General features: G+C 52.3%; 20 protein-coding genes and 1 pseudogene. 10 read left to right on the forward strand and 11 right to left on the reverse strand.

Annotation, left to right across the window (positions count from 1 at the left end; genetic code table 11):
• Positions 1-31: 31 nt before the first annotated feature.
• Genes surA through apaH form a run of 5 tightly spaced genes read left to right on the forward strand, consistent with a single transcriptional unit; the run spans position 32 to position 4,364 of the window.
• Positions 32-1,318 (forward strand): peptidylprolyl isomerase SurA, encoded by a 1,287-nt coding sequence (gene surA / locus K8W53_RS18760; protein ID WP_000800482.1) that lies wholly within the window; start codon positions 32-34, stop codon positions 1,316-1,318.
• Positions 1,318-2,307, forward strand: a complete 990-nt coding sequence (pdxA, locus tag K8W53_RS18765) for a 4-hydroxythreonine-4-phosphate dehydrogenase PdxA (RefSeq protein WP_000093001.1) — start codon at positions 1,318-1,320, stop codon at positions 2,305-2,307. Before surA ends, pdxA begins: the two co-directional genes overlap by 1 nt.
• Positions 2,304-3,125: a 16S rRNA (adenine(1518)-N(6)/adenine(1519)-N(6))-dimethyltransferase RsmA gene (gene rsmA, locus K8W53_RS18770; protein ID WP_001065397.1), complete on the forward strand. Its 822-nt coding sequence runs from the start codon at positions 2,304-2,306 to the stop codon at positions 3,123-3,125. The genes pdxA and rsmA overlap by 4 nt, the downstream gene beginning before the upstream one ends.
• Before the next feature lie 2 nt (positions 3,126-3,127).
• Positions 3,128-3,505: a Co2+/Mg2+ efflux protein ApaG gene (apaG, locus tag K8W53_RS18775; protein WP_023224441.1), complete on the forward strand. Its 378-nt coding sequence runs from the start codon at positions 3,128-3,130 to the stop codon at positions 3,503-3,505.
• Positions 3,506-3,515: 10 nt separating this feature from the next.
• Positions 3,516-4,364, forward strand: a complete 849-nt coding sequence (gene apaH / locus K8W53_RS18780) for a bis(5'-nucleosyl)-tetraphosphatase (symmetrical) ApaH (RefSeq protein WP_000257211.1) — start codon at positions 3,516-3,518, stop codon at positions 4,362-4,364.
• A gap of 95 nt (positions 4,365-4,459) precedes the next feature.
• Here apaH and folA read toward each other — a convergent pair whose 3' ends face one another.
• From folA to kefF, 3 genes are all read right to left on the reverse strand, one after another.
• Positions 4,460-4,939, reverse strand: a complete 480-nt coding sequence (folA, locus tag K8W53_RS18785; protein ID WP_000624379.1) for a type 3 dihydrofolate reductase — start codon at positions 4,937-4,939, stop codon at positions 4,460-4,462.
• A gap of 198 nt (positions 4,940-5,137) precedes the next feature.
• Positions 5,138-7,000, reverse strand: a complete 1,863-nt coding sequence (gene kefC / locus K8W53_RS18790) for a glutathione-regulated potassium-efflux system protein KefC (RefSeq protein ID WP_023203001.1) — start codon at positions 6,998-7,000, stop codon at positions 5,138-5,140.
• Positions 6,993-7,523 (reverse strand): glutathione-regulated potassium-efflux system oxidoreductase KefF, encoded by a 531-nt coding sequence (gene kefF / locus K8W53_RS18795; protein ID WP_000600706.1) that lies wholly within the window; start codon positions 7,521-7,523, stop codon positions 6,993-6,995. The genes kefC and kefF overlap by 8 nt, the downstream gene beginning before the upstream one ends.
• Before the next feature lie 121 nt (positions 7,524-7,644).
• Between kefF and K8W53_RS24050 the strand changes: the two are divergent.
• Positions 7,645-7,725: pseudogene (locus K8W53_RS24050) on the forward strand (hypothetical protein); the annotation flags it as partial.
• A gap of 351 nt (positions 7,726-8,076) precedes the next feature.
• Here K8W53_RS24050 and K8W53_RS18800 read toward each other — a convergent pair.
• Positions 8,077-9,966: a sulfatase-like hydrolase/transferase gene (locus K8W53_RS18800; protein WP_000066316.1), complete on the reverse strand. Its 1,890-nt coding sequence runs from the start codon at positions 9,964-9,966 to the stop codon at positions 8,077-8,079.
• 898 nt (positions 9,967-10,864) lie between these two features.
• Here K8W53_RS18800 and srfN point away from each other — a divergent pair.
• A complete protein-coding gene (gene srfN / locus K8W53_RS18805; protein WP_000745957.1) occupies positions 10,865-11,155 on the forward strand; it encodes a DUF1471 family virulence protein SrfN in 291 nt (96 codons plus the stop codon).
• Positions 11,156-11,378: 223 nt separating this feature from the next.
• Here srfN and K8W53_RS18810 read toward each other — a convergent pair whose 3' ends face one another.
• From K8W53_RS18810 to K8W53_RS18840, 7 genes are all read right to left on the reverse strand, one after another.
• A complete protein-coding gene (locus K8W53_RS18810; RefSeq protein WP_161397165.1) occupies positions 11,379-11,795 on the reverse strand; it encodes a hypothetical protein in 417 nt (138 codons plus the stop codon).
• A gap of 299 nt (positions 11,796-12,094) precedes the next feature.
• Complete coding sequence (locus K8W53_RS18815; protein WP_001172089.1) at positions 12,095-12,325, reverse strand: YgdI/YgdR family lipoprotein; 231 nt, start codon at positions 12,323-12,325, stop codon at positions 12,095-12,097.
• A gap of 88 nt (positions 12,326-12,413) precedes the next feature.
• Complete coding sequence (locus K8W53_RS18820; protein WP_001136169.1) at positions 12,414-13,754, reverse strand: MFS transporter; 1,341 nt, start codon at positions 13,752-13,754, stop codon at positions 12,414-12,416.
• A gap of 147 nt (positions 13,755-13,901) precedes the next feature.
• Positions 13,902-14,189 carry a ferredoxin-like protein FixX gene (gene fixX, locus K8W53_RS18825; protein WP_023224443.1) on the reverse strand — a complete coding sequence of 96 codons (288 nt, stop codon included), beginning with the start codon at positions 14,187-14,189 and terminating at the stop codon, positions 13,902-13,904.
• Positions 14,186-15,472, reverse strand: a complete 1,287-nt coding sequence (locus K8W53_RS18830) for an FAD-dependent oxidoreductase (RefSeq protein WP_001287773.1) — start codon at positions 15,470-15,472, stop codon at positions 14,186-14,188. The genes fixX and K8W53_RS18830 overlap by 4 nt, the downstream gene beginning before the upstream one ends.
• Before the next feature lie 49 nt (positions 15,473-15,521).
• Positions 15,522-16,463: an electron transfer flavoprotein subunit alpha/FixB family protein gene (locus K8W53_RS18835; RefSeq protein WP_023224444.1), complete on the reverse strand. Its 942-nt coding sequence runs from the start codon at positions 16,461-16,463 to the stop codon at positions 15,522-15,524.
• 15 nt (positions 16,464-16,478) lie between these two features.
• Positions 16,479-17,249 (reverse strand): electron transfer flavoprotein FixA, encoded by a 771-nt coding sequence (locus K8W53_RS18840; protein ID WP_000692197.1) that lies wholly within the window; start codon positions 17,247-17,249, stop codon positions 16,479-16,481.
• A gap of 480 nt (positions 17,250-17,729) precedes the next feature.
• On the opposite strand from K8W53_RS18840, the gene caiT reads away from it, so the two are divergent.
• The 3 genes from caiT (at position 17,730) to caiB (ending at position 21,753) form a co-directional block, all read left to right on the forward strand.
• Positions 17,730-19,247 (forward strand): L-carnitine/gamma-butyrobetaine antiporter, encoded by a 1,518-nt coding sequence (gene caiT, locus K8W53_RS18845; RefSeq protein ID WP_000787073.1) that lies wholly within the window; start codon positions 17,730-17,732, stop codon positions 19,245-19,247.
• Positions 19,248-19,281: 34 nt separating this feature from the next.
• Entirely contained in the window at positions 19,282-20,424 is a 1,143-nt protein-coding gene (caiA, locus tag K8W53_RS18850; protein WP_000347134.1) for a crotonobetainyl-CoA dehydrogenase, read from the forward strand.
• Positions 20,425-20,535: 111 nt separating this feature from the next.
• A complete protein-coding gene (caiB, locus tag K8W53_RS18855; protein WP_001016212.1) occupies positions 20,536-21,753 on the forward strand; it encodes an L-carnitine CoA-transferase in 1,218 nt (405 codons plus the stop codon).
• The last annotated feature ends 20 nt before the right edge of the window (positions 21,754-21,773 follow it).

Consider the following 21,773-nt stretch of genomic DNA (forward strand, 5'->3'; position numbering starts at 1 on the left):
CCGCATTGCGGTTAATTGAAATGGAAAAAGTATGAAGAACTGGAAAACGCTGCTTCTCGGTATCGCCATGATCGCGAATACCAGTTTCGCTGCCCCCCAGGTAGTCGATAAAGTCGCAGCCGTCGTCAATAATGGCGTCGTGCTGGAAAGCGACGTTGATGGCTTAATGCAATCAGTCAAACTCAACGCGGGTCAGGCAGGTCAGCAGCTTCCGGACGACGCCACGCTGCGTCACCAGATCCTGGAACGTTTGATTATGGATCAAATTATCCTGCAGATGGGTCAGAAGATGGGGGTGAAGATCACGGATGAGCAGTTGGATCAGGCCATCGCCAACATCGCCAAACAAAACAATATGACGATGGATCAGATGCGCAGCCGTCTGGCTTACGATGGGCTGAACTATTCAACCTACCGTAACCAGATTCGTAAAGAGATGATTATCTCTGAAGTGCGCAACAACGAGGTTCGTCGCCGTATCACCGTTTTGCCGCAAGAAGTTGACGCGCTGGCAAAACAGATTGGCACCCAAAACGACGCCAGCACCGAGCTGAACCTGAGCCATATCCTGATTGCTCTGCCGGAAAACCCAACCTCCGAGCAGGTTAACGACGCGCAGCGCCAGGCGGAAAGCATTGTTGAAGAAGCGCGTAACGGCGCAGATTTCGGCAAACTGGCGATTACCTACTCTGCCGACCAGCAGGCGCTAAAAGGTGGTCAGATGGGCTGGGGCCGTATCCAGGAGCTGCCGGGGATTTTCGCCCAGGCGCTGAGCACCGCGAAGAAAGGCGACATTGTCGGCCCGATTCGCTCCGGCGTCGGTTTCCACATTCTGAAAGTAAACGACCTGCGCGGTCAGAGCCAGAGTATCTCCGTGACCGAAGTTCACGCTCGTCACATTCTGCTTAAGCCGTCGCCGATCATGAACGATCAGCAGGCGCGCCTGAAGCTGGAAGAAATCGCGGCTGACATTAAGAGTGGTAAAACCACATTTGCCGCTGCGGCGAAAGAGTACTCTCAGGACCCAGGCTCCGCTAACCAGGGCGGTGATTTGGGTTGGGCTACGCCAGATATTTTCGATCCGGCGTTCCGCGACGCGCTGACGAAGCTGCATAAAGGCCAAATAAGCGCGCCGGTACACTCCTCTTTCGGCTGGCATCTGATCGAATTGCTGGATACGCGTAAGGTAGACAAAACCGATGCGGCGCAGAAAGATCGCGCTTATCGTATGCTGATGAACCGTAAGTTCTCAGAAGAAGCGGCGACCTGGATGCAAGAACAGCGCGCCAGCGCTTACGTTAAGATTTTGAGTAACTAATGAGCAGTGCGCAACGCGTTGTTATCACTCCCGGCGAACCCGCCGGGATTGGCCCCGATCTTGTCGTCCAACTGGCGCAACGCGCGTGGCCGATTGAACTGGTCGTCTGTGCGGACGGCGCGCTCCTGACGGAGCGGGCCGCCATGCTCGGCCTGCCCCTCTCGCTTCTCCCTTACTCGCCTGATGTCCCCGCTGCGCCGCAGCCCGCGGGAACGCTGACCCTATTGCCGGTCTCGCTGCGCGCGCCTGCCATCCCCGGTCAGTTGACGGTAGAAAATGGCCCCTACGTGGTAGAGACGCTGGCGCGAGCGTGTGATGGCTGTCTGAACGGTGAATTTGCCGCGCTGATCACAGGCCCCGTGCACAAAGGCGTTATTAACGACGCAGGCATTCCGTTTACCGGTCATACCGAGTTTTTCGAAGAGCGTTCGCAGGCGAAAAAAGTCGTGATGATGCTGGCAACCGAAGAACTTCGCGTGGCGCTGGCGACCACGCATCTGCCGCTACGGGCGATTGCAGACGCCATCACCCCTGCGCTTTTGCACGAAGTGATTGCTATTTTGCATCACGATTTGCGGACCAAATTTGGTATTGCCGAACCGCGCATTCTTGTCTGTGGCCTGAATCCGCACGCGGGCGAAGGCGGTCATATGGGCACGGAAGAGATAGACACCATCATTCCGGTGCTCGACGAGCTGCGGGCGCAGGGAATGAAACTCAACGGGCCGCTACCTGCTGATACCCTGTTTCAGCCCAAATATCTCGATAATGCCGACGCGGTGCTGGCGATGTACCACGATCAGGGCCTGCCCGTGCTAAAATACCAGGGATTCGGTCGGGGAGTGAATATTACGCTCGGCCTACCTTTTATTCGAACCTCCGTTGACCACGGCACCGCGCTTGAACTGGCAGGTCGTGGAAAAGCGGATGTCGGCAGTTTTATTACGGCGCTTAATCTCGCCATCAAAATGATTGTTAATACCCAATGAATAATCGAGTCCATCAGGGCCATTTAGCCCGTAAACGCTTCGGGCAAAACTTTCTCAACGATCGGTTTGTGATCGACAGTATTGTTTCTGCTATTAATCCGCAAAAAGGCCAGGCGATGGTTGAAATCGGCCCCGGTCTGGCGGCGCTGACGGAGCCGGTCGGCGAACGACTGGATAAGCTCACGGTCATTGAACTTGACCGCGATCTGGCGGCGCGTTTGCAAACCCATCCGTTTTTAGGGCCGAAGCTGACTATTTATCAGCAGGACGCCATGACCATGAACTTTGGCGAACTGTCTGCGCAGTTGGGCCAACCGCTGCGTGTGTTCGGCAATCTGCCCTATAATATCTCCACCCCGCTGATGTTCCATCTCTTTAGCTATACTGATGCCATTGCCGACATGCACTTTATGTTGCAAAAAGAAGTGGTAAATCGTCTGGTTGCAGGGCCGAACAGCAAAGCGTATGGTCGTTTAAGCGTGATGGCGCAATATTACTGTCAGGTGATCCCGGTGCTTGAAGTGCCGCCATCCGCCTTCACGCCGCCGCCCAAAGTGGACTCCGCCGTGGTGCGTCTGGTTCCACACGCAACAATGCCTTACCCGGTTAAAGATATTCGCGTGTTGAGCCGTATTACCACCGAGGCCTTTAACCAGCGCCGTAAAACGATCCGTAACAGTCTCGGCAACCTTTTTAGCGTTGAGACGTTGACGGAAATGGGTATTGACCCGGCAATGCGCGCGGAAAATATCTCTGTCGCGCAGTACTGCCAGATGGCCAACTATCTGTCGGAAAACGCGCCTTTGAAGGAGAGTTAAACATGATCAATTCGCCCAGAGTGTGTATTCAGGTGCAAAGCGTCTACATTGAGGCGCAATCCTCACCTGACGATGAACGTTACGTTTTTGCCTATACCGTAACCATCCGCAATCTGGGCCGGGCGCCAGTGCAGCTATTGGGCCGCTACTGGCTGATTACCAATGGTCATGGCCGTGAAACTGAAGTCCAGGGCGAAGGTGTGGTTGGCGTCCAGCCGCGCATTGCGCCTGGCGAAGAGTATCAGTACACCAGCGGCGCGGTAATTGAAACGCCGCTGGGCACCATGCAGGGTCATTACGAAATGATCGATGAAAATGGCGACACCTTTACCATCGACATTCCCGTGTTTCGACTCGCCGTCCCTACACTCATTCACTAAAATTATAACAATGGCAACTTATCTCATCGGCGACGTTCACGGTTGCTACGACGAACTGATCGCCTTATTACAGCAAGTGGAATTTACGCCAGATACAGACACTCTATGGCTGACTGGCGATTTGGTCGCCCGCGGTCCCGGTTCGCTGGACGTGTTACGCTACGTCAAATCACTTGGCAATAGCGTGCGTTTGGTGCTGGGGAATCACGATTTACACCTGTTGGCCGTATTCGCCGGGATTAGCCGCAACAAACCTAAAGACCGGCTGACCCCGCTTCTTGAAGCGCCGGACGCCGATGAGCTGTTGAATTGGTTACGCCGTCAGCCGCTGTTGCAGGTAGATGAAGAGAAAAAGCTGGTCATGGCGCATGCGGGTATTACCCCGCAGTGGGATTTGCAGACGGCAAAAGAGTGCGCCCGCGATGTTGAAGCGGTGCTGTCGAGCGACTCGTACCCGTTTTTCCTCGACGCGATGTATGGCGATATGCCAAATAACTGGTCGCCGGAGTTAAGCGGTCTGGCGCGGCTACGCTTTATTACTAATGCTTTTACCCGTATGCGTTACTGCTTTCCTAACGGTCAACTGGATATGTACAGTAAAGCGTCGCCGGAAAATGCCCCTGCGCCGCTGAAGCCGTGGTTCGCCATTCCGGGGCCGGTGAGCGAGGCTTACAGTATTGCGTTCGGGCACTGGGCGTCGCTGGAAGGGAAAGGGACGCCGGAAGGTATTTACGCGCTGGATACCGGCTGCTGCTGGGGCGGGGAGTTGACCTGTTTACGCTGGGAAGATAAACAGTATTTTGTGCAGCCGTCAAACCGCCAGATGGATATGGGCGAAGGCGAAGCGGTCAACGCCTGATAGGTTTATGCCTGATGGCGCTACGCTTATCAGGCCTACATCTGGCTCAAGAGTAGGCCGGATAAGGCGTTTCGCCGCCATCCGGCACTACAGCGTTAACGACGCTCCAGAATCTCGAAACAATAGCTGTGAGAATTCTGCGCATCGGCATCGTGAAACTCACTGAATACCGATTCCCAGTCATCCGGTTCATAATCCGGAAAATGGGTATCGCCTTCGACTTCCGCATCAATATGCGTCAGATAAAGCTTCTGCGCCTTTGGCAGGAACTGCTCGTACACGCGCCCGCCGCCAATGACCATAATTTCCGGCGCATCGCCGCAAGCGGCAATCGCCTCATCGACAGACTTCACCCACTGCACGCGATCGTCGGTGCCCGGCTGGCTGCTGATAACAATATTTTTACGTCCCGGTAAGGGGCGTCCGATGGACTCCCAGGTGTGACGTCCCATGACGACAGGTTTATTTAACGTGTTACGTTTAAACCAGGCGAGATCGGCAGGCAGGTTCCACGGCATGGCGTTTTCCATACCGATGACGCGATCCACCGCTAACGCCGCAATCAGACTGATCATTAATTATTTCCTGATACAAAAAAAATTGCCGCCACTATACGTAAAGCGCAATCTTTCGTCGACTGACGAAAAGAGGATGAGCACGAAAATTTTTCGTTCTGCTGGCGACGCCACTCATTTGATGTGGAGCGCCAGCATTACAGTAGTTCAAAAACAGCCAATTAGCAGTAAAGTTTGCAGAACATCACATTTTTTACTTTAGATTGACGGTTTGACCTCGGGTTCATCAGCGGCCTCCCCGGAATGTTTGCCCTCAGCCGTTCCCTGCCAGCCGTGGCGCTGAATCAACGACAGATGCTCCCGGTCCTCGGTAATAATTTCGCTCAACATCGCGCTGGTACGTTTATAGGCGGCGGCGCGAGATAACGGATCGTTTTCCCCTTTCGCCATCTCTTCCACCATCCGGGTATTAAAATGGCGGAACAGATCCGCGCGCTCGCGAGCTTCATAACGCCCCAGCCCCAGCGCTTCCAGCGCCTGTCTCCCGCTTTTGAGCGCGCCTTCGAAGGTTTCACGTTCTGGCATCGCCACACCAGCCTGGCGCAGGCGAATGTAATGATCGACATCACGGGCGCGGGCGATAATCTGCAGATGCGGGAAATGCGTCTTCACCAACTCACTCAGTTGCAAATTGGTTTGCGGATCGTCAATGGCGTTAATCAATACCTCCGCCTTCGCCGCTCCGGCAGATTCCAGTAAATCCATACGCGTCGCGTCGCCATAAAAAACCTTCATGCCGAATTTACGCAGCGTTTCGATATGATCGGGGTCGTGATCGAGCACCACCATCTTCACCCCGCTCGACAGCAGCAAACGCCCGGCTATCTGACCAAATCGTCCAAACCCGGCCACAATAACCCGCGGTTGCTCTTCGTCGATTTCATCCGCCTCGCGCGCTTCCCCCGTCGCGGTCTTCTCCATGCGCGTCAGCAGCACCAGAAAAATCGGCGTTGCCGCCATCGACAGCGCGACCGCCAGCGTCAGCGCTTTTGCCCATTCCGGCTCAAGTACATCCGCCATTTGCGCCGCGCCAAAAACCACAAACGCAAACTCACTTCCCTGGCCTAATAAGACGGCAAACCAGCGACGCTGTTTTGCCGGTACGCCCAGGGGCCTCGCGACCAGCCACAGCATGACGATTTTGATTGCCAGAAAACCGGCCAACAACAGCAGAATGCGCAGCGGATTCTCCACCAGCGTGCCGAAATCAATCGACATGCCGACGCCAATAAAGAACAGCCCCAGCAGCAACCCCTTAAAGGGTTCAATATCGCTTTCCAGCGCATGACGATATTCTGAACTCGCCAGCAGAACGCCCGCCAGGAACGCGCCCATCGCCATTGACAGCCCAACCTCTTCCAGCAACAGGCCGAAACCAAACACCAGAAATAGCGCCACGGCGCTGAACACCTCCCGCAAACCAGAACGCGCGACAAAGCGCAGCGCCGGGCGCGTAACGTAGCGTCCCAGCAACACCACCAGCGCCAACGCGCCTGCGACTTTCAACGCCGATAGCGCAAACGCGCCAAGCGTGGTGGATGCGCCGCTGGCGGCCAGCAGCGGAATCATCGCCACCAGCGGGATCGCCGCGATATCCTGGAACAAGAGCACTGCGAATGCGCTACGTCCTACTTGTGAAACGGTCAGGTTACGCTCATTCATTGCCTGCATGGCGATAGCCGTGGACGAAAGCGCCAGCGTCATGCCAATCAGTTCCGCCACCTGCCAACGCAGGCCAAGAAACATGCAGAACAGACCAATCAGTCCGCCGCAGACCACCATTTGTAACGCGCCGCCGCCAAATACCGAGGCGCGCAGCTTCCATAACCGTTGCGGGTCCAGCTCAAGCCCAATAACAAACAACATCAGCACGACGCCGATTTCCGCAAAATGCAGAATAGATTCGGCGTCCGTTACCAGCCGTAGCCCCCAGGGGCCGATAATGCAACCCGCAATCAGATACCCCAGCACCGATCCTAAGCCCAAACGTACCGCAATCGGCACAATCAGCGCCGCCGAACCAAGATAGATCAGCGCCTGCAGTAGAGTATGGCTATCCATGATTCACCTCCTGCCATGCCAGTAAACGCTGTTTATACTGACGCGCCTGCGCCTGTAAGGTGTCGTCATCGCAAATGAACGTGCAGTGCATGGCAAACGGCGGCAGCCATTTGAGGCCACAATAGAGCGCCGTCGCCTGTAGCGGCTGAGAAAGGACGTCAAATCCGGGATGGGAGCCGATAGCAAAGTGGTTTTCACCACCGCCGGTCGTTACCGCCCACAGCAGATGTTTACCATGCAATGCCGTACCGCCATGACCGTAAGCCCAGCCGTGGGTGAGGACTTTATCCATCCATAATTTGAGTAAAGGAGGGACGCTGTACCACTGCATCGGATGCTGCCAGACGATAAGACTCGCGCGCGACAGCGCCTCCTGCTCGGCGGCAACGTCAATATTGAAATCGGGATAGAGGTGATAAAGCGAACGTATTTCGACGTTTTCCAGCGTCCCTGCCTGTTCAAGCATCCGCTTATTCGCATGAGAATGATGCGGATACGGATGCGCATAAATAATGAGGATCATGATTAGCCTGTGATGATCTGTTTTTTATTACAAAGTGTAGTGACAAATTCGCCAGGCTAATAGTGAATATTATTGAGCGGCTAACCAGAAAAAATTGAATTAACGCCAGCCAGGAGTTGACGCCATCCTGCCCCCGGAAGACGCTCTCGAAGGGCCGCAGGCGTTTGCGGAAAAGCGCGATCCGGTGTGGAAAGGTTGGTGATGATGGCAGCCTTAAATTGCTGACCAATCGGTTTAAGGCCTTCTTGTCGGGCGGCGCTGCGCTAAATTTGCCTGTAATGACTGTAATATCAATCCATTACATGATGACACAGGCCCAATAAGCGCAGCGCCAACAGCATCTGAACCTCCAGACACGCTGGATGCCAGATCGCCGACGCATAAATTAACCTAATGGGTCAGGTACTTAGAGCCTGGCCCACCAGGCGTAATTGTTGAAGCCAGTTTGGGGCCGACCAGCGCGCAGAAACCGGAGCGTACACGTAGTACGTGAGGATTTTGAGCACTGCCCGGCCCCCAAATGGCGAATAAAATAGCCTAATGGGCCAGGCTCTTAATCTTTCGCCATGCGGTTAAACTGCTCAATAGTAAGATCCCACGGCTCACGGGCCGCATCCGGCATAAAACTGCCGTCATCCACGCCAATTTCGTCCTTGATAATTTTATTCAGTTTCTCATTCATCGTAAGAATGAGATCCTGATATTTCTGTTTATCAGCAGCAAGGTTATGGTTCTCATCGGGATCATTTTTAAGATCGTAAAGTTCAAGATCGTTGTACTTAATAAGATCCTCCCAGGTTTCCGGCGTATTATGCTCCCTTAGTGAGAAATAGCGTGCAAACTTATAACGACCATCGTTAATCATCCGCGTCCCTGAACGATGGCTAAAATCAGGATGCAGATGGGATATTTCCTGCTTGATTTGCGCCACCGTTTTTTGTTTATCTCTTTGTAGCGCGATAACGCGGTGGAGATAATGGGCATCGGTATACAAGATCATGCCATAGCAATATAAGCTGGCATTTCTCACCGCATTAACCGCAACGCCCTCCGGGTTTTTTAGCAATCCGCTAAAATTAACGCCTTTGCGGTTGCCTAACGCCTGGTGCTGTTTTTCTTCCGGCAAACCGGTCAGTCCAACTAATGTCGGCGCGATATCAAGATGACAGGTCAACGCCTGACATTTCTTATTACCGGGGTACGCCGGGTGGGAAATAATCATCGGTACATGGATCTGTTCTTTATAAACGGAAGCGCCTTTACCGTGCATCTGATGGCTTCCGCCTAATTCGCCATGATCGGCAGTAAATACAACAATCGTTTTATCAGTTAACTTGAGGGCATCCAGTTCATTTAATATCCGGTCAAGGTGAGTATCACAATCGCGGATACAGTTGAAATAGTAGTCAAGCAGTTTACGCCAACGACGATCTTCATCAGGAAACTGCCCTTCCAGCGCAGCGCGCGCCGTCTGGTATTCAAGATGCGCCGGCGGTCTTCCCTGCTCATTGAATGATTGATGCCTGTTTGCCGGCAGCGGATAGTTCGGCCAGCTTGCCTGATAAAGCTCGTTTTCCGGCGGCTGCGTGGGCGCCAGGGTATTATCATCCTGATCCAACTCGCCACGCCACTGTACCTTTTCTCCCTCTTTATCGGTATCAATAAACATGACGTCATGAGGATTAACGAGGTTAACGGCCAGGAACCAGGGCTTGTGTTGGTCATTCAAGGGCTGCCCCTTGCATCTTAACCAATTTATAGTCTGAGCCGTGGTGGTTGAATCATAAAAATAGCCGCCTTTACTATGGCCTATAATATCGCCGATGCCGTGATAGTCAGCAAAACCATATTTTTCCATAATTTTATGTAATTCTGGTTCAGGAATATCCCCGACATCAATATCCTCATCTTTTTCGTCAGGCAAAGGCTTCTCCAGTTTTTCTGTAAGATGCCACTTACCTTTATAGGCCGTATAGTATCCCAGTTCCCGCATCATATGGCCTGTGGTTCCAAGAGCGGGGTCAAGGTCATAAGGCATCCAGGGTAAGCCCAGATTATCAAACATTTTTGTCTGGGGCATATGTAAGCCGGTATACAATACGGAGCGGGAAGGCGTACAGACATTACTGGTATTCTGATGATTACAGAATGTCACCCCCGTTTTCATGAGCCGCTCTCTGCCGGGTACCGGGAAAGGAAACGTAGGAAAAAAACGCTCCTGGTCGGTCACGACTAACAGAATATTATATCCTTCTGGCAATTTTTCCGGGATTTCGCCGGTAAACGGTTTATCCCACGCCGGTTTCGCCTTGACGGCGCATTTTTCATCAGCCTTTACCGCGCCGGATAGCATACCGCCGGCGGCAAGAATACCGGCGCTGGTTAACAGTTTCCTACGCGTAAGATCCGTCTCTTCTGCGGACAGATTTTTTTTATTACTCATATTATTATACCTGTAGTCAGTAACTTTATCACATATTCATTTATTACTGTACGAGGAAGCGTGGATATATATCAATGCCTTCCGGGTAAGAATATGTGTTATAAATTGATTTGTATTTCAAATTAGAAATATATTAATAAATGAGCATAATTCACTGAAAAATTATTTAGATGAAAAGCTCATTGTTTTTATTTTAGAGATACAACTGCAGACATTACTTCATAAAAAAATACATTATTAAACATACTCTATAGCGCTGTGTTCGTGCCTTTTCCCTTCAGCTACGGTGATTACCCTATGCCGCTACAATAAAATCGCCCCGAAAGAAACACTATCAGTAACAGGCCGCGCAACCATAGACATACAACCGGTAATATCACTCTGTGAAATTAAAACATAACTCAATTCTGTTATGTTGCTTATGAATAAAACTAGCGTATTACCGCGTGATTCAATAAAACTTACGTCATTACAAGAAATAATATAAAAACTATTATTTACAGGGGGTTAAGTTTCTTTTTAACTGGCAGCGCATTATTTTACATTGACAACAACATAAAGAGGTGACTATAACAAGATATAAGACGGTTACACCAAATAAGTCTATTTTCAGATAATCAACCGAGGTTATATACCCAAAATAATTCGAGTTGCTTAAAGGCGGCAAGGGAGTGAGTCCCCAGGAGCATAGATAATTATGTGACTGAGGTGAGCGACAAATCTGCCGGGAGCAGATTTGAACGTCGCGTGCGACGGCCCGTCAGGGCGAGGCCCATAGGTGGGCCGAGTAATCCGTAGCCAACCCATAAGCAACCTGAAGTATGAAGGGTATAAATAATTTCGTTACGGATTACTGATATTGCGCAAACCTTATCATCAATGCAACAGTAACAGAACCATGAAAAAACGCATTATTGCCGCCGCATTACTGGCAACGGTTGCTTCATTCAGCACGCTTGCGGCAGAGCAGGTCTCTAAGCAAGAAATCAGCCACTTCAAACTGGTTAAGGTCGGCACCATAAATGTATCCCAGAGTGGCGGGCAGATTTCCTCACCCTCTGATCTACGCGAAAAACTGTCAGCATTAGCCGATGCGAAAGGCGGAAAATATTATCATATTATCGCTGCACGTGAGCATGGTCCGAATTTTGAAGCCGTTGCCGAAGTTTATAACGATGCGACGAAATAAAGCTCTGATTGCGCCATAACGAGGGCACTGGCATGAAATAATAAGAGAGCGCCAGCAAGGTGCCATGTTCCGTCACAATCCACTCAGGGCCGTCTGGAAACAGATGCTGGCCCTCTTTTTTATCAACAGTTCATCCGGGGCAGGCAAGCCGTTGGAATGTGCGCGCGCAGGCAGTAAGCCCTTCGTAAATAAGACGGTTTTGCGGGCTGTTTTAAGGTAATATTTAGTGCACTTTTACCTGCCTGAACCAGTAATTTTCCATTTTCGTTATCCATTTCCCCTTTTTATTTTTCGGTATTACGCCAGCCCAAAGTAATTGCAGCTGTCGGTTATAGGTTCCAATAGCGTGTCCACCATACGCCCCTTCAAATGCTATCACCATGGGTCCCTGCCCTTTTACCCCCTCTTGTCCTTCATGGCAATAAAGCGCGTTGCGGTGAGTCACGTCAAGTTCATACCGTACGTTCAGTTTCACACACTTTTCCCCGCAGCCTTCTACTGGCGGCAATATTGTCATGGTATAAGGCGGGTTATCTGCCGTGGTTTTCCATGTTCCGATCAGGTCTTTGCAGGCGTTTATCTCCGTAGCCCCGGAGGCGGCAGAAAATAGCGCGAGAAAATAAAAAGGTATTAGTTTCAGTTTCATTACAGACTCCTGTTCCTTATACCTCATCATTTATACCTAATCATAAGGATAAATGCCCTGCGATATGTTTTTTTCCGGGAAATGTTGAGCCGCTGTTCAGAGAAATGTCGATGAGTGTAACCTCATGTAAGCGGACAGCGCGGTGGGGAAAGCGGGAACACGGGCGAATGGTCTAACGTATTTCGACGTTTTCCGGCGTCCCTGCCTGTTCAGGCATCCGTTTATTCGCATGGGAATAAATGGATGCGCATAAAGAGAGAATATTATTGCGCGGCTAACCAGAAAAAATTGAATTAATTATCCAGCTCGCTCATATTTTTCAGCTGATCGCGATTAATCTGTTCGGTTTTCCCGGTGGCGGCGTTTTTGTAAGACACCATACCGGTATCGTTATCGACCTCGGGTTTCCCGTCGGTGACAATAGTTTTGCCATCCGTGGTTTCAACCGCCTGGTTAGAAGAGCATCCTGCGACGGTGAATAGTGTTGCTGCGGTAAACAGTGCGGTCATAAGACGTTTTTGCATGGTGTTCTCCCTGCTTTTCAGTTGTTTTAGCATGTGACTGTTAACTGTAGCGTTATTGGCGAAAAGCAGGGAGAAATGCAGAACACTCTTAACGAGGGTTATCCGATGGCGTTCCGCGCAAAGTCATGTTTCCGGTCTGTGTTAGCGTCAAGCCGCGAGTTTCCGGGGCAAACATCACCGATACGCCAAGCCCGACTAACGAAATCAACGCGCCAATCAGCATGACGTTATTAATACCGTAACGAGTAATGAAAATCGGTAATGCCCAGGTGGAGACAATGGTTCCGATGCGGCTTAATGACATGATGACCCCCACGGCCGAAGCGCGAATATCCGTCGGGAAGAGTTCATTAGGATAAAGCCATTGCAGTATGCCCGGCCCGCCGGAAAAGAAGGCGTATACCGCAAACGCCACCACGACCAGTATGATGCCCAGATTTGACACCAGCCCCAGCAGCGCCAGCGCGATAGTCATCATGGCGAAGCTGCCAATAAGCAGAGGGCGACGGCCAATACTGTTTAGCCAGAACATCGCCGGTATACAGCCCAGCATAAAAAAGAGGCTAATCACCACATTGCCGAGCGCCGCGTTGCGCCCCTGCTCCCAGCCGAGTAACCCGACGATCTGCGGCCCAAAGGTATAGATAGCGAACATCGGGATTACCTGACAGGTCCAGATAGCCGCAACGAACAGTACAAACGGGAAATGACGGCGATTAAACAGCTGCAGGAAGCGGGTCTCCTGCGGCGGCTCATCGTCAAAGCAGACCGGTTCGCCGAACAGTTTGATCATCATTTGTTCGCACTCTTTTACCCGTCCTTTTCGCAATAGCCAGCGTGGCGATTCCGGCAGGTCAAAGCGGCCAATCAAAATGATTAAGCACGGGATAAAGGCGCTGCCAAGCATCCAGCGCCAGCCGCCTTCCATGTCATACAGCCAGTAACCCACCAGGTTGGCGCAGGTCGCGCCGACGTACCACATCGCGGCGATAAAACCGATGGAGAACGCGCGCTGGCGGGTGTTGGAAAACTCCGTAATCATGGAAGTGGCGATAGGGTAATCCGCGCCGATAACAATGCCAATTAAAACGCGCATCACCAGCAATTCAAGCGGCGTGGAAACAAACATGGTCGCCACGGAGATAACGCCGATAGCGATAATATCAAGCAGGAACATTTTACGCCGCCCGACTTTATCGCAAATATAGCCAAACAACGAGGTGCCGATAAACAGTCCGGCAAGCGTAGCCGCACCGAGCGCGCCAATCCATTCAGCATCAAGGTGCAATAGCGGCGTCAGTTGTTCCAGCGCCACGCCAATGATCACCAGCACGTAGCCATCAAGGAACGGGCCGCCGCTTCCCCACAGCATAATTCTGCGATGGATGGAGGAGAATTTAAGGTCGTCAAAGTTCCTGGGCTGCGGCATGGTGATGTCCTGTTTCAACACGGGCAAAGCGTCATCTGTAGGCCGGATAAGGCGTTTCCGCCGCCATCCGGCATTGGCGCCACATGATTGCCGGATGGCGACGCTACCGCATCTTATCCGGCCAACGGGGGCACAACTTCGTACTTATTAGCCGTCGCGGAACTCCACGCCAAACGTCCCGCGTGGGTATTCCCATTTCTCCAGCGCCGTATCAAGGCCGAGGATCCGGCACGTTCCGCACTCCAGGCACCCGGCGTAATCAAAACGAACGCTACCGTCGTCCTGCTTTTTATACAGTCCCGCCGGACAGGCCTTAATCAGCACCTCCAGCGCCTGTTTATCAGGATCGGTTTTGAGAATGATGTGCGGGCTATCTTCATCCACATTGAACTTATTGACGCCCAGTTTGACGTCCACATTAACGGGAGATGTCATAATACGGTCACTCCTTTCAGGCCATCTTTCATCAGGTTGATGAAGCCCACTTTCTTCGCATGGCGCAGGATTTTTTTACGCATGGGCACCGGAGCGGAGCCATCCACGGTGAACAGGTCGCGCGCGATATTGACCGCCATTTCGGGATAGGCGGTAAACATGCGGGGATTATCAAGAAAAGCTGGCAGTTTCTGATACATACGCATATCGCGCATCGGACCTTCGTCCAGATGCTGACGGTATTCCCCCAGCGACTGCTTGCTAAAATCGTCGCGCTTCATCGCCGAAAGCACCGTCTTCGCCGCCGCTTCGCCTGCGGATATGGCGAGATCCATACCCCGGATGGTAAAGCCGAGGTTCATACACATGCCGGCAGCATCCCCGGCAATCAGTACGCCATCGCCCACCAGTTCAGGCTGCATATTCATTCCCGCCTCGGGTACAACGTGCGCGGCATATTCCACCAGCTTGCCACCGGCGATCAGCGGCGCAACGGCCGGATGCTGTTTGAAATCTTCCAGCATTTGCGGGACCGATTTTTTCGCGTCTTTCAGATGATGAAGTCCACAGACCAGCCCCAGGGAAAGGGTTGTTTCATTCGTATACAGGAAGCCACCGCCCATCAGACCATCGGTCGGCGCTCCGGCAAACAGACAGGCGGCACCTTCGTTGCCCTGTAGCTGAAAACGATCTTCAATGACCGACTTCGGCAATTCGATCAGTTCCTTCACGCCGACAGCAACATGCGATGCCTCAACACGCTTGGCCATGCCCAGCTTTTCAGCCAGCAGAGAATTCACCCCATCAGCGAGGATCACGACTTTGGCTTCCAGAATATCGCCATCGGCTTCCACGCCCACGACTTTGCCATCACGCTGAACAACGTTATCGACGCGAATACCGGTGATCAGTTGCGCCCCCGCCTCTTCGGCCTGCTCCATCAGCCAGGCGTCAAATTTACTGCGTAAGACGGAATAGGAAACCTGCGACGCTGAAGCATCTTCACCATTGCAGTAGTCGATAGTCATCGCCCCGTTGTCGGTCATAAAGGCGAGTTTTTCGTGGGTGATCATGCGTTCAATGGGGGCCTGATCCGCAAAGCCGGGAATGATGCGTTCCAGGCTATGTGCATACAAACGCCCACCGGTGACATTCTTCGCGCCAGCAGAATTGCCGCGCTCGATAACCAGCACCTGTGCACCTTCGCGAGCAAGCACCAGCGCCGCAACCGAACCGGCCAGACCTGCACCCACGATAATGGCATCAAAGATATCTTCGGACATACGTACTCCTGTCAGCGGCAGGATACCTTCGCATCCTGCCCGAAATGGTTTATCGCGCTAAGGCAGCCGTCAGCGCAGGCAGGATCTTCAGCGCATCGCCAACGATGCCAAAATCCGCATACTGGAAGATTGGCGCGTTTTTATCTTTGTTGATGGCGAAAATCGTCTGCGCGCCGTTGGCACCAACCATGTGTTGGATCTGCCCGGAGATCCCCACTGCCAGATACAGTTCAGGTTTGAGCATCAGGTTGGAGATACCGACGTAGCGCTCGTGCTCCATCCACTTCTCGTTTTCCGCCACCGGGCGGGAACAGGCCAGCTCGGCGCCGATGGTCTGGCACAGCGCTTCGGCCAGCGAGATATTCTCTTTGCTGCCGATGCCGCGTCCCACGCTGACCACCAGACGCGCTTTGTCGAGGTCAACGCTGTTGCTCTGACGCGCCTGGGTTGCGGTGCGGGTCACGGCAGTGGCCGGAGCCTGCCACTGCACGGTGTGCATCTCGCCGCTGCGAGAAGTGTCCGGTTGTTGTGCGTCAAACGTTCCGCTGCTGAGTGTGATCACGACAAACGGCGAAGCGATGGTTTCTGCCCCTATCGCCAGACCGCCGTAGACCATATGTTTAACCGCCGCTTTTCCATCCTGCAGGGAGACGTCGCTGGCGTCGTTGGAAACCGCAGCCGACAAGCGATAGCCCAGCTTTGCCGCCAACAGCTTGCCCCGACGCGTATTCGGCAGCAGCACCGCGCCGCCTTCGCTATGCTGACGAATAGTCTCAGCCATCGCAGCAGCGTAGTCTTCGATCATGCGGTCTTCTGGTTTGCCGCTGAGCAGCCAGACATGATCCGCGCCCAAATGGCATGCTGTCGCGCTGTCCGCTTCGTTCAGTACGAACGCGTTAACTTTTTCACCTACAGCCTGCGCGCCACTCATCAGTTCGGGCAGACGAGAAGGGGTATCGCTGAATACCCAGACACTGGAAAATTTGTTCATAACATCCCCTGATAATTAAATGATTTTGCGCAGATTCTCGACAAACGCGGCGATTTGTTCTTCACCGTCACCTTCAATCACCACACGCTGACGCTCGCGCTGCTTCGGTGCGGCAACCTGTTGTGCGGAATACGCGGGTACGCTGTTCAGCCCGATATCCGCAGGCGACCAGACCTGAACCGGTTTTTTCGCCGCGCCAAGAATGGCTTTCATCGAAGGGATTTGTGGGGTGTTAATGTCGGTGGAAACCGCGATCACCGCCGGGAGCGGGATGCTCAGCGTTTCAACTTCATCTTCCAGTTCGCGTTCTACTGTCAATGTGCTGTCGGTAAGAGAGAGGATTTTACTCACGCCGTTAATCGCCGGAATGTTCAGCGCTTCGCCCACCAGCAAACCAACCTGCTGAGCATAAAGATCGGAAGAACCGTCGCCGCAGATAAGTAGATCGAAACCTGATTTTTGCGCCGCGGCGGCCAGCGCGCTGGCAGTTTGTTGCGGCAGCGCCTGCTCAAATTGATCGTCAATGACCACAATCAGTTCATCAGGGCCACGAGAGAGGACATCTTTGCGCCCTTTTGCATTAGTCAGCGCTTTGCCGCCAACGCTCATGGCGACAACCTGAACGTCTCCCAACTGCTGTTTTAACTGGCAAGCAGCTTCAATTGCATTCAGATCATATTGGCTGATTTTGCTATCCGCTTTGCTGAAATCGAGTGTTCCGTCAGCATTATTAATCGCAATATCCTGCTCATCAGGTACGCATTTGTAGCAAGTAATTATCTTCATTGCATCTCCAGAAATCATGAAGGAAACGTATTTATATCGGCGGTGTTAAATACAGATATCACGCTCTTTAATTCGGAAATAAAACCTTAATCACCAATATTGAAAATGTCACACATTGATATTCGTAACTTTCAATAGTGTTACGCACCTCACCAATATTGAAAGAAATATGCCAAATATGAAAATTTTCAATATTGTTTGCTGGCTCAACAATATTGAACGTCAGATACTTAAAAAAGTTAAAAAACCACAACCAATCTATTGATAAATAAAGCAAAAATCAAAATTTAGACACAAAATAATCAACGCAAAAAAGTGTGACGAAGATAACAGAATCACCCGAAGTGAATACCCATCATGAGTTACTCATTGAGGCGTCCCAGAGGTTAAAAACTTATCAACAAATCATTAATAATAAATAAACAAACGTTCATGGACTGGCACGCTAAATAAATTTCGTTTTCACACTGGAATTCACTTATGAAAAATGAAAAGAAAAAATCGGGAATTGAACCGAAGGTTTTTTTTCCGCCATTAATAATTGTCGGGATACTTTGCTGGCTAACAGTCAGAGATCTTGATGCCGCTAACGTCGTTATTAATGCGGTATTCAGTTATGTCACCAACGTCTGGGGTTGGGCATTTGAATGGTATATGGTCGTCATGCTCTTCGGCTGGTTCTGGCTGGTTTTTGGCCCCTATGCCAAAAAGAGATTAGGTGACGAAAAACCGGAGTTTAGCACCGCCAGCTGGATTTTCATGATGTTCGCCTCCTGTACATCCGCTGCGGTTCTGTTCTGGGGCTCTATTGAGATCTACTACTATATCTCCACCCCGCCGTTCGGCCTGGAACCAAATTCCACGGGCGCGAAAGAGATAGGCCTGGCGTACAGCCTGTTCCACTGGGGGCCGCTACCGTGGGCAACCTATAGCTTCCTTTCCGTGGCCTTCGCCTACTTCTTCTTTGTACGCAAGATGGATGTCATCCGCCCCAGCTCCACGCTGGTACCGCTCGTCGGTGAAAAGCATGCGAAAGGGTTGTTCGGTACCATCGTCGATAACTTCTACCTGGTGGCGCTGATCTTCGCGATGGGTACCAGCCTCGGTCTGGCTACCCCGCTGGTCACCGAGTGTATGCAATGGCTGTTCGGTATTCCGCATACGCTGCAACTCGACGCCATCATCATTACCTGCTGGATCATTCTGAACGCGATTTGCGTGGCCTGCGGCCTGCAAAAAGGGGTCAGAATCGCCAGCGATGTGCGTAGTTACCTGAGCTTCCTGATGCTCGGCTGGGTGTTTATCGTCAGCGGCGCCAGCTTCATCATGAACTACTTCACCGACTCCGTCGGGATGCTGTTAATGCACCTGCCACGGATGCTGTTCTATACCGACGCCATCGGTAAAGGCGGCTTCCCACAGGGCTGGACCGTTTTCTACTGGGCGTGGTGGGTTATTTACGCCATCCAGATGAGTATCTTCCTGGCCCGTATTTCCCGTGGTCGTACCGTACGTGAACTGTGCTTCGGGATGGTGATGGGTCTGACCGCGTCTACCTGGATCCTGTGGACAGTGCTGGGCAGTAACACGCTGCTGCTGATGGATAAAAACATCCTCAACATCCCGCAACTCATTGAGCAACACGGCGTGGCGCGCGCCATTATCGAAACCTGGGCCGCCTTGCCGCTCAGCACCGCCACCATGTGGGGCTTCTTCATCCTCTGCTTTATTGCCACCGTCACGCTGATTAACGCCTGCTCTTACACCCTGGCGATGTCGACCTGTCGCGAAGTTCGCGATGGTGAAGAGCCGCCTCTGTTAGTGCGTATCGGCTGGTCGGTGCTGGTCGGCATCATCGGTATCGTTCTGCTGGCGCTGGGTGGGTTGAAGCCGATTCAGACCGCGATTATCGCCGGAGGATGTCCGCTGTTCTTCGTCAACATTATGGTGACGCTGTCCTTTATTAAAGACGCCAAAGTGCACTGGAAAGACAAGTAATTCTTATTAACCCAATTGATCAAGAGGCTGAAAGATGGATTTCAACTTAAATGACGAACAGGAGCTGTTTGTCGCCGGTATTCGCGAACTGATGGCCAGTGAGAACTGGGAAGCTTATTTTGCCGAGTGCGATCGTGACAGCGTCTACCCTGAGCGTTTTGTAAAAGCGCTGGCGGATATGGGTATTGATAGCCTGCTGATCCCGGAGGAACACGGCGGTCTGGAAGCGGGTTTTGTTACCGTCGCCGCCGTCTGGATGGAGCTGGGACGTCTTGGCGCGCCAACTTACGTGTTGTACCAATTGCCGGGAGGTTTTAACACTTTCCTGCGTGAAGGAACTCAGGAGCAAATTGATAAAATCATGGCGTTCCGGGGCACCGGTAAGCAGATGTGGAACTCTGCTATCACTGAACCGGGAGCGGGATCGGATGTTGGTAGTCTGAAAACCACTTATACACGCAAAAATGGTAAGGTTTATCTCAATGGCAGTAAGTGCTTTATCACCAGTAGCGCCTATACCCCGTACATCGTGGTCATGGCGAGAGACGGTGCATCGCCGGATAAACCGGTTTACACCGAGTGGTTTGTGGACATGAGCAAAGCGGGTATCAAGGTCAACAAACTGGAGAAACTCGGTCTGCGCATGGATAGCTGCTGTGAAATCACCTTTGACGACGTTGAACTGGACGAGAAAGACATGTTCGGTCGGGAAGGTAACGGCTTCAACCGCGTGAAAGAAGAGTTTGACCATGAACGCTTCCTCGTCGCGCTGACCAACTACGGTACCGCAATGTGCGCTTTTGAAGACGCTGCGCGTTACGCGAATCAGCGCGTGCAGTTTGGTGAAGCTATTGGCCGTTTCCAGCTGATTCAGGAGAAGTTTGCGCATATGGCGATCAAACTGAACTCCATGAAAAATATGCTGCTGGAAGCCGCGTGGAAAGCGGATAACGGCACCATTACCTCCGGCGACGCGGCAATGTGCAAATACTTCTGCGCCAACGCCGCGTTTGAAGTGGTAGACACCGCCATGCAGGTACTGGGAGGTGTTGGTATCGCGGGCAACCACCGCATCACGCGTTTCTGGCGTGACCTGCGCGTTGACCGTGTTTCTGGTGGTTCTGACGAAATGCAGATCCTGACGTTGGGTCGTGCGGTACTCAAGCAATACCGCTAATCGATCCCTTGTAGGCCTGATAAGACGCGGGGCGTCGCCATCAGGCAATCATGCCGGATGGCGCTGTGCTTATCCGGCCTACATACCGCAAAAAATGCCAGGAGAAAAATGATGAATCATTTACCAATGCCAACCTTTGGCCCGCTTGCTGGGGTACGCGTTGTTTTTTCAGGAATCGAAATCGCCGGTCCATTCGCCGGACAGATGTTCGCCGAATGGGGCGCCGAGGTTATCTGGATTGAAAACGTCGCATGGGCCGATACCATTCGCGTACAGCCTAACTACCCGCAGCTCTCACGCCGCAACCTGCACGCCCTGTCGCTGAATATTTTCAAAGATGAAGGTCGGGAAGCATTTCTGAAACTGATGGAAACCACCGATATTTTCATTGAAGCCAGTAAAGGCCCGGCCTTTGCCCGCCGTGGTATTACTGATGAAGTGCTGTGGGAACATAACCCGAAACTGGTCATTGCCCACCTTTCCGGCTTCGGCCAGTATGGTACCGAGGAGTACACCAATCTTCCGGCGTATAACACCATCGCGCAGGCATTCAGTGGTTATCTGATCCAAAACGGCGACGTTGATCAGCCGATGCCAGCCTTCCCGTATACCGCCGATTACTTCTCCGGGATGACCGCGACGACAGCCGCGCTGGCAGCCCTGCACAAAGTACGCGAAACGGGTAAAGGTGAAAGCATCGATATCGCCATGTACGAAGTGATGCTGCGCATGGGTCAGTACTTCATGATGGACTACTTCAACGGCGGCGAAATCTGTCCACGTATGACGAAAGGGAAAGACCCCTACTACGCTGGTTGCGGCCTGTATAAATGCGCCGATGGTTACATCGTCATGGAGTTGGTCGGCATCACGCAAATCAACGAGTGTTTTAAAGATATTGGCCTGGCCCACATTCTCGGTACGCCGGAAGTTCCGGAAGGCACGCAGCTCATCCATCGCGTGGAATGCCCTTACGGCCCGCTCGTCGAAGAGAAACTGGACGCCTGGCTGGCAACACACACCATCGCCGACGTTCAGGCGCGTTTTGCTGAGCTGAATATCGCCTGTGCGAAGGTGCTCACCATTCCGGAACTGGAAGGTAACCCGCAGTACGTTGCCCGCGAATCGATTACTCAGTGGCAAACAATGGACGGTCGCACCTGTAAAGGGCCGAACATCATGCCGAAATTTAAAAACAACCCGGGGAAAATCTGGCGTGGCATGCCATCACACGGCATGGATACCGCCGCCATTCTGAAAAACATTGGTTATAGCGAAGCAGATATTAAGGAACTGGTCGGCAAAGGCCTGGCCAAAGTTGAGGATTAAACGCGATGCGCTAATCGGTT

Origin of the sequence: Salmonella sp. A29-2 (assembly GCF_020150755.1) — a bacterium.
GTDB classification, from domain to species: Bacteria; Pseudomonadota; Gammaproteobacteria; order Enterobacterales; family Enterobacteriaceae; genus Salmonella; species Salmonella enterica.

Coding starts and splice junctions, on each gene's coding strand:
- rsmA (WP_001065397.1), top strand. CDS start 2,304: ATGAATAATCGAGTCCATCAGGGCCATTTAGCCCGTAAACGCTTCGGG.
- K8W53_RS18815 (WP_001172089.1), bottom strand. CDS start 12,325: ATGCAAAAACGTCTTATGACCGCACTGTTTACCGCAGCAACACTATTC.
- K8W53_RS18840 (WP_000692197.1), bottom strand. CDS start 17,249: ATGAAGATAATTACTTGCTACAAATGCGTACCTGATGAGCAGGATATT.
- K8W53_RS18830 (WP_001287773.1), bottom strand. CDS start 15,472: ATGTCCGAAGATATCTTTGATGCCATTATCGTGGGTGCAGGTCTGGCC.
- apaH (WP_000257211.1), top strand. CDS start 3,516: ATGGCAACTTATCTCATCGGCGACGTTCACGGTTGCTACGACGAACTG.
- K8W53_RS18800 (WP_000066316.1), bottom strand. CDS start 9,966: ATGAGTAATAAAAAAAATCTGTCCGCAGAAGAGACGGATCTTACGCGT.
- kefF (WP_000600706.1), bottom strand. CDS start 7,523: ATGATCCTCATTATTTATGCGCATCCGTATCCGCATCATTCTCATGCG.
- kefC (WP_023203001.1), bottom strand. CDS start 7,000: ATGGATAGCCATACTCTACTGCAGGCGCTGATCTATCTTGGTTCGGCG.
- surA (WP_000800482.1), top strand. CDS start 32: ATGAAGAACTGGAAAACGCTGCTTCTCGGTATCGCCATGATCGCGAAT.
- apaG (WP_023224441.1), top strand. CDS start 3,128: ATGATCAATTCGCCCAGAGTGTGTATTCAGGTGCAAAGCGTCTACATT.
- pdxA (WP_000093001.1), top strand. CDS start 1,318: ATGAGCAGTGCGCAACGCGTTGTTATCACTCCCGGCGAACCCGCCGGG.
- caiA (WP_000347134.1), top strand. CDS start 19,282: ATGGATTTCAACTTAAATGACGAACAGGAGCTGTTTGTCGCCGGTATT.
- K8W53_RS18835 (WP_023224444.1), bottom strand. CDS start 16,463: ATGAACAAATTTTCCAGTGTCTGGGTATTCAGCGATACCCCTTCTCGT.
- caiT (WP_000787073.1), top strand. CDS start 17,730: ATGAAAAATGAAAAGAAAAAATCGGGAATTGAACCGAAGGTTTTTTTT.
- srfN (WP_000745957.1), top strand. CDS start 10,865: ATGAAAAAACGCATTATTGCCGCCGCATTACTGGCAACGGTTGCTTCA.
- fixX (WP_023224443.1), bottom strand. CDS start 14,189: ATGACATCTCCCGTTAATGTGGACGTCAAACTGGGCGTCAATAAGTTC.
- folA (WP_000624379.1), bottom strand. CDS start 4,939: ATGATCAGTCTGATTGCGGCGTTAGCGGTGGATCGCGTCATCGGTATG.
- caiB (WP_001016212.1), top strand. CDS start 20,536: ATGAATCATTTACCAATGCCAACCTTTGGCCCGCTTGCTGGGGTACGC.
- K8W53_RS18820 (WP_001136169.1), bottom strand. CDS start 13,754: ATGCCGCAGCCCAGGAACTTTGACGACCTTAAATTCTCCTCCATCCAT.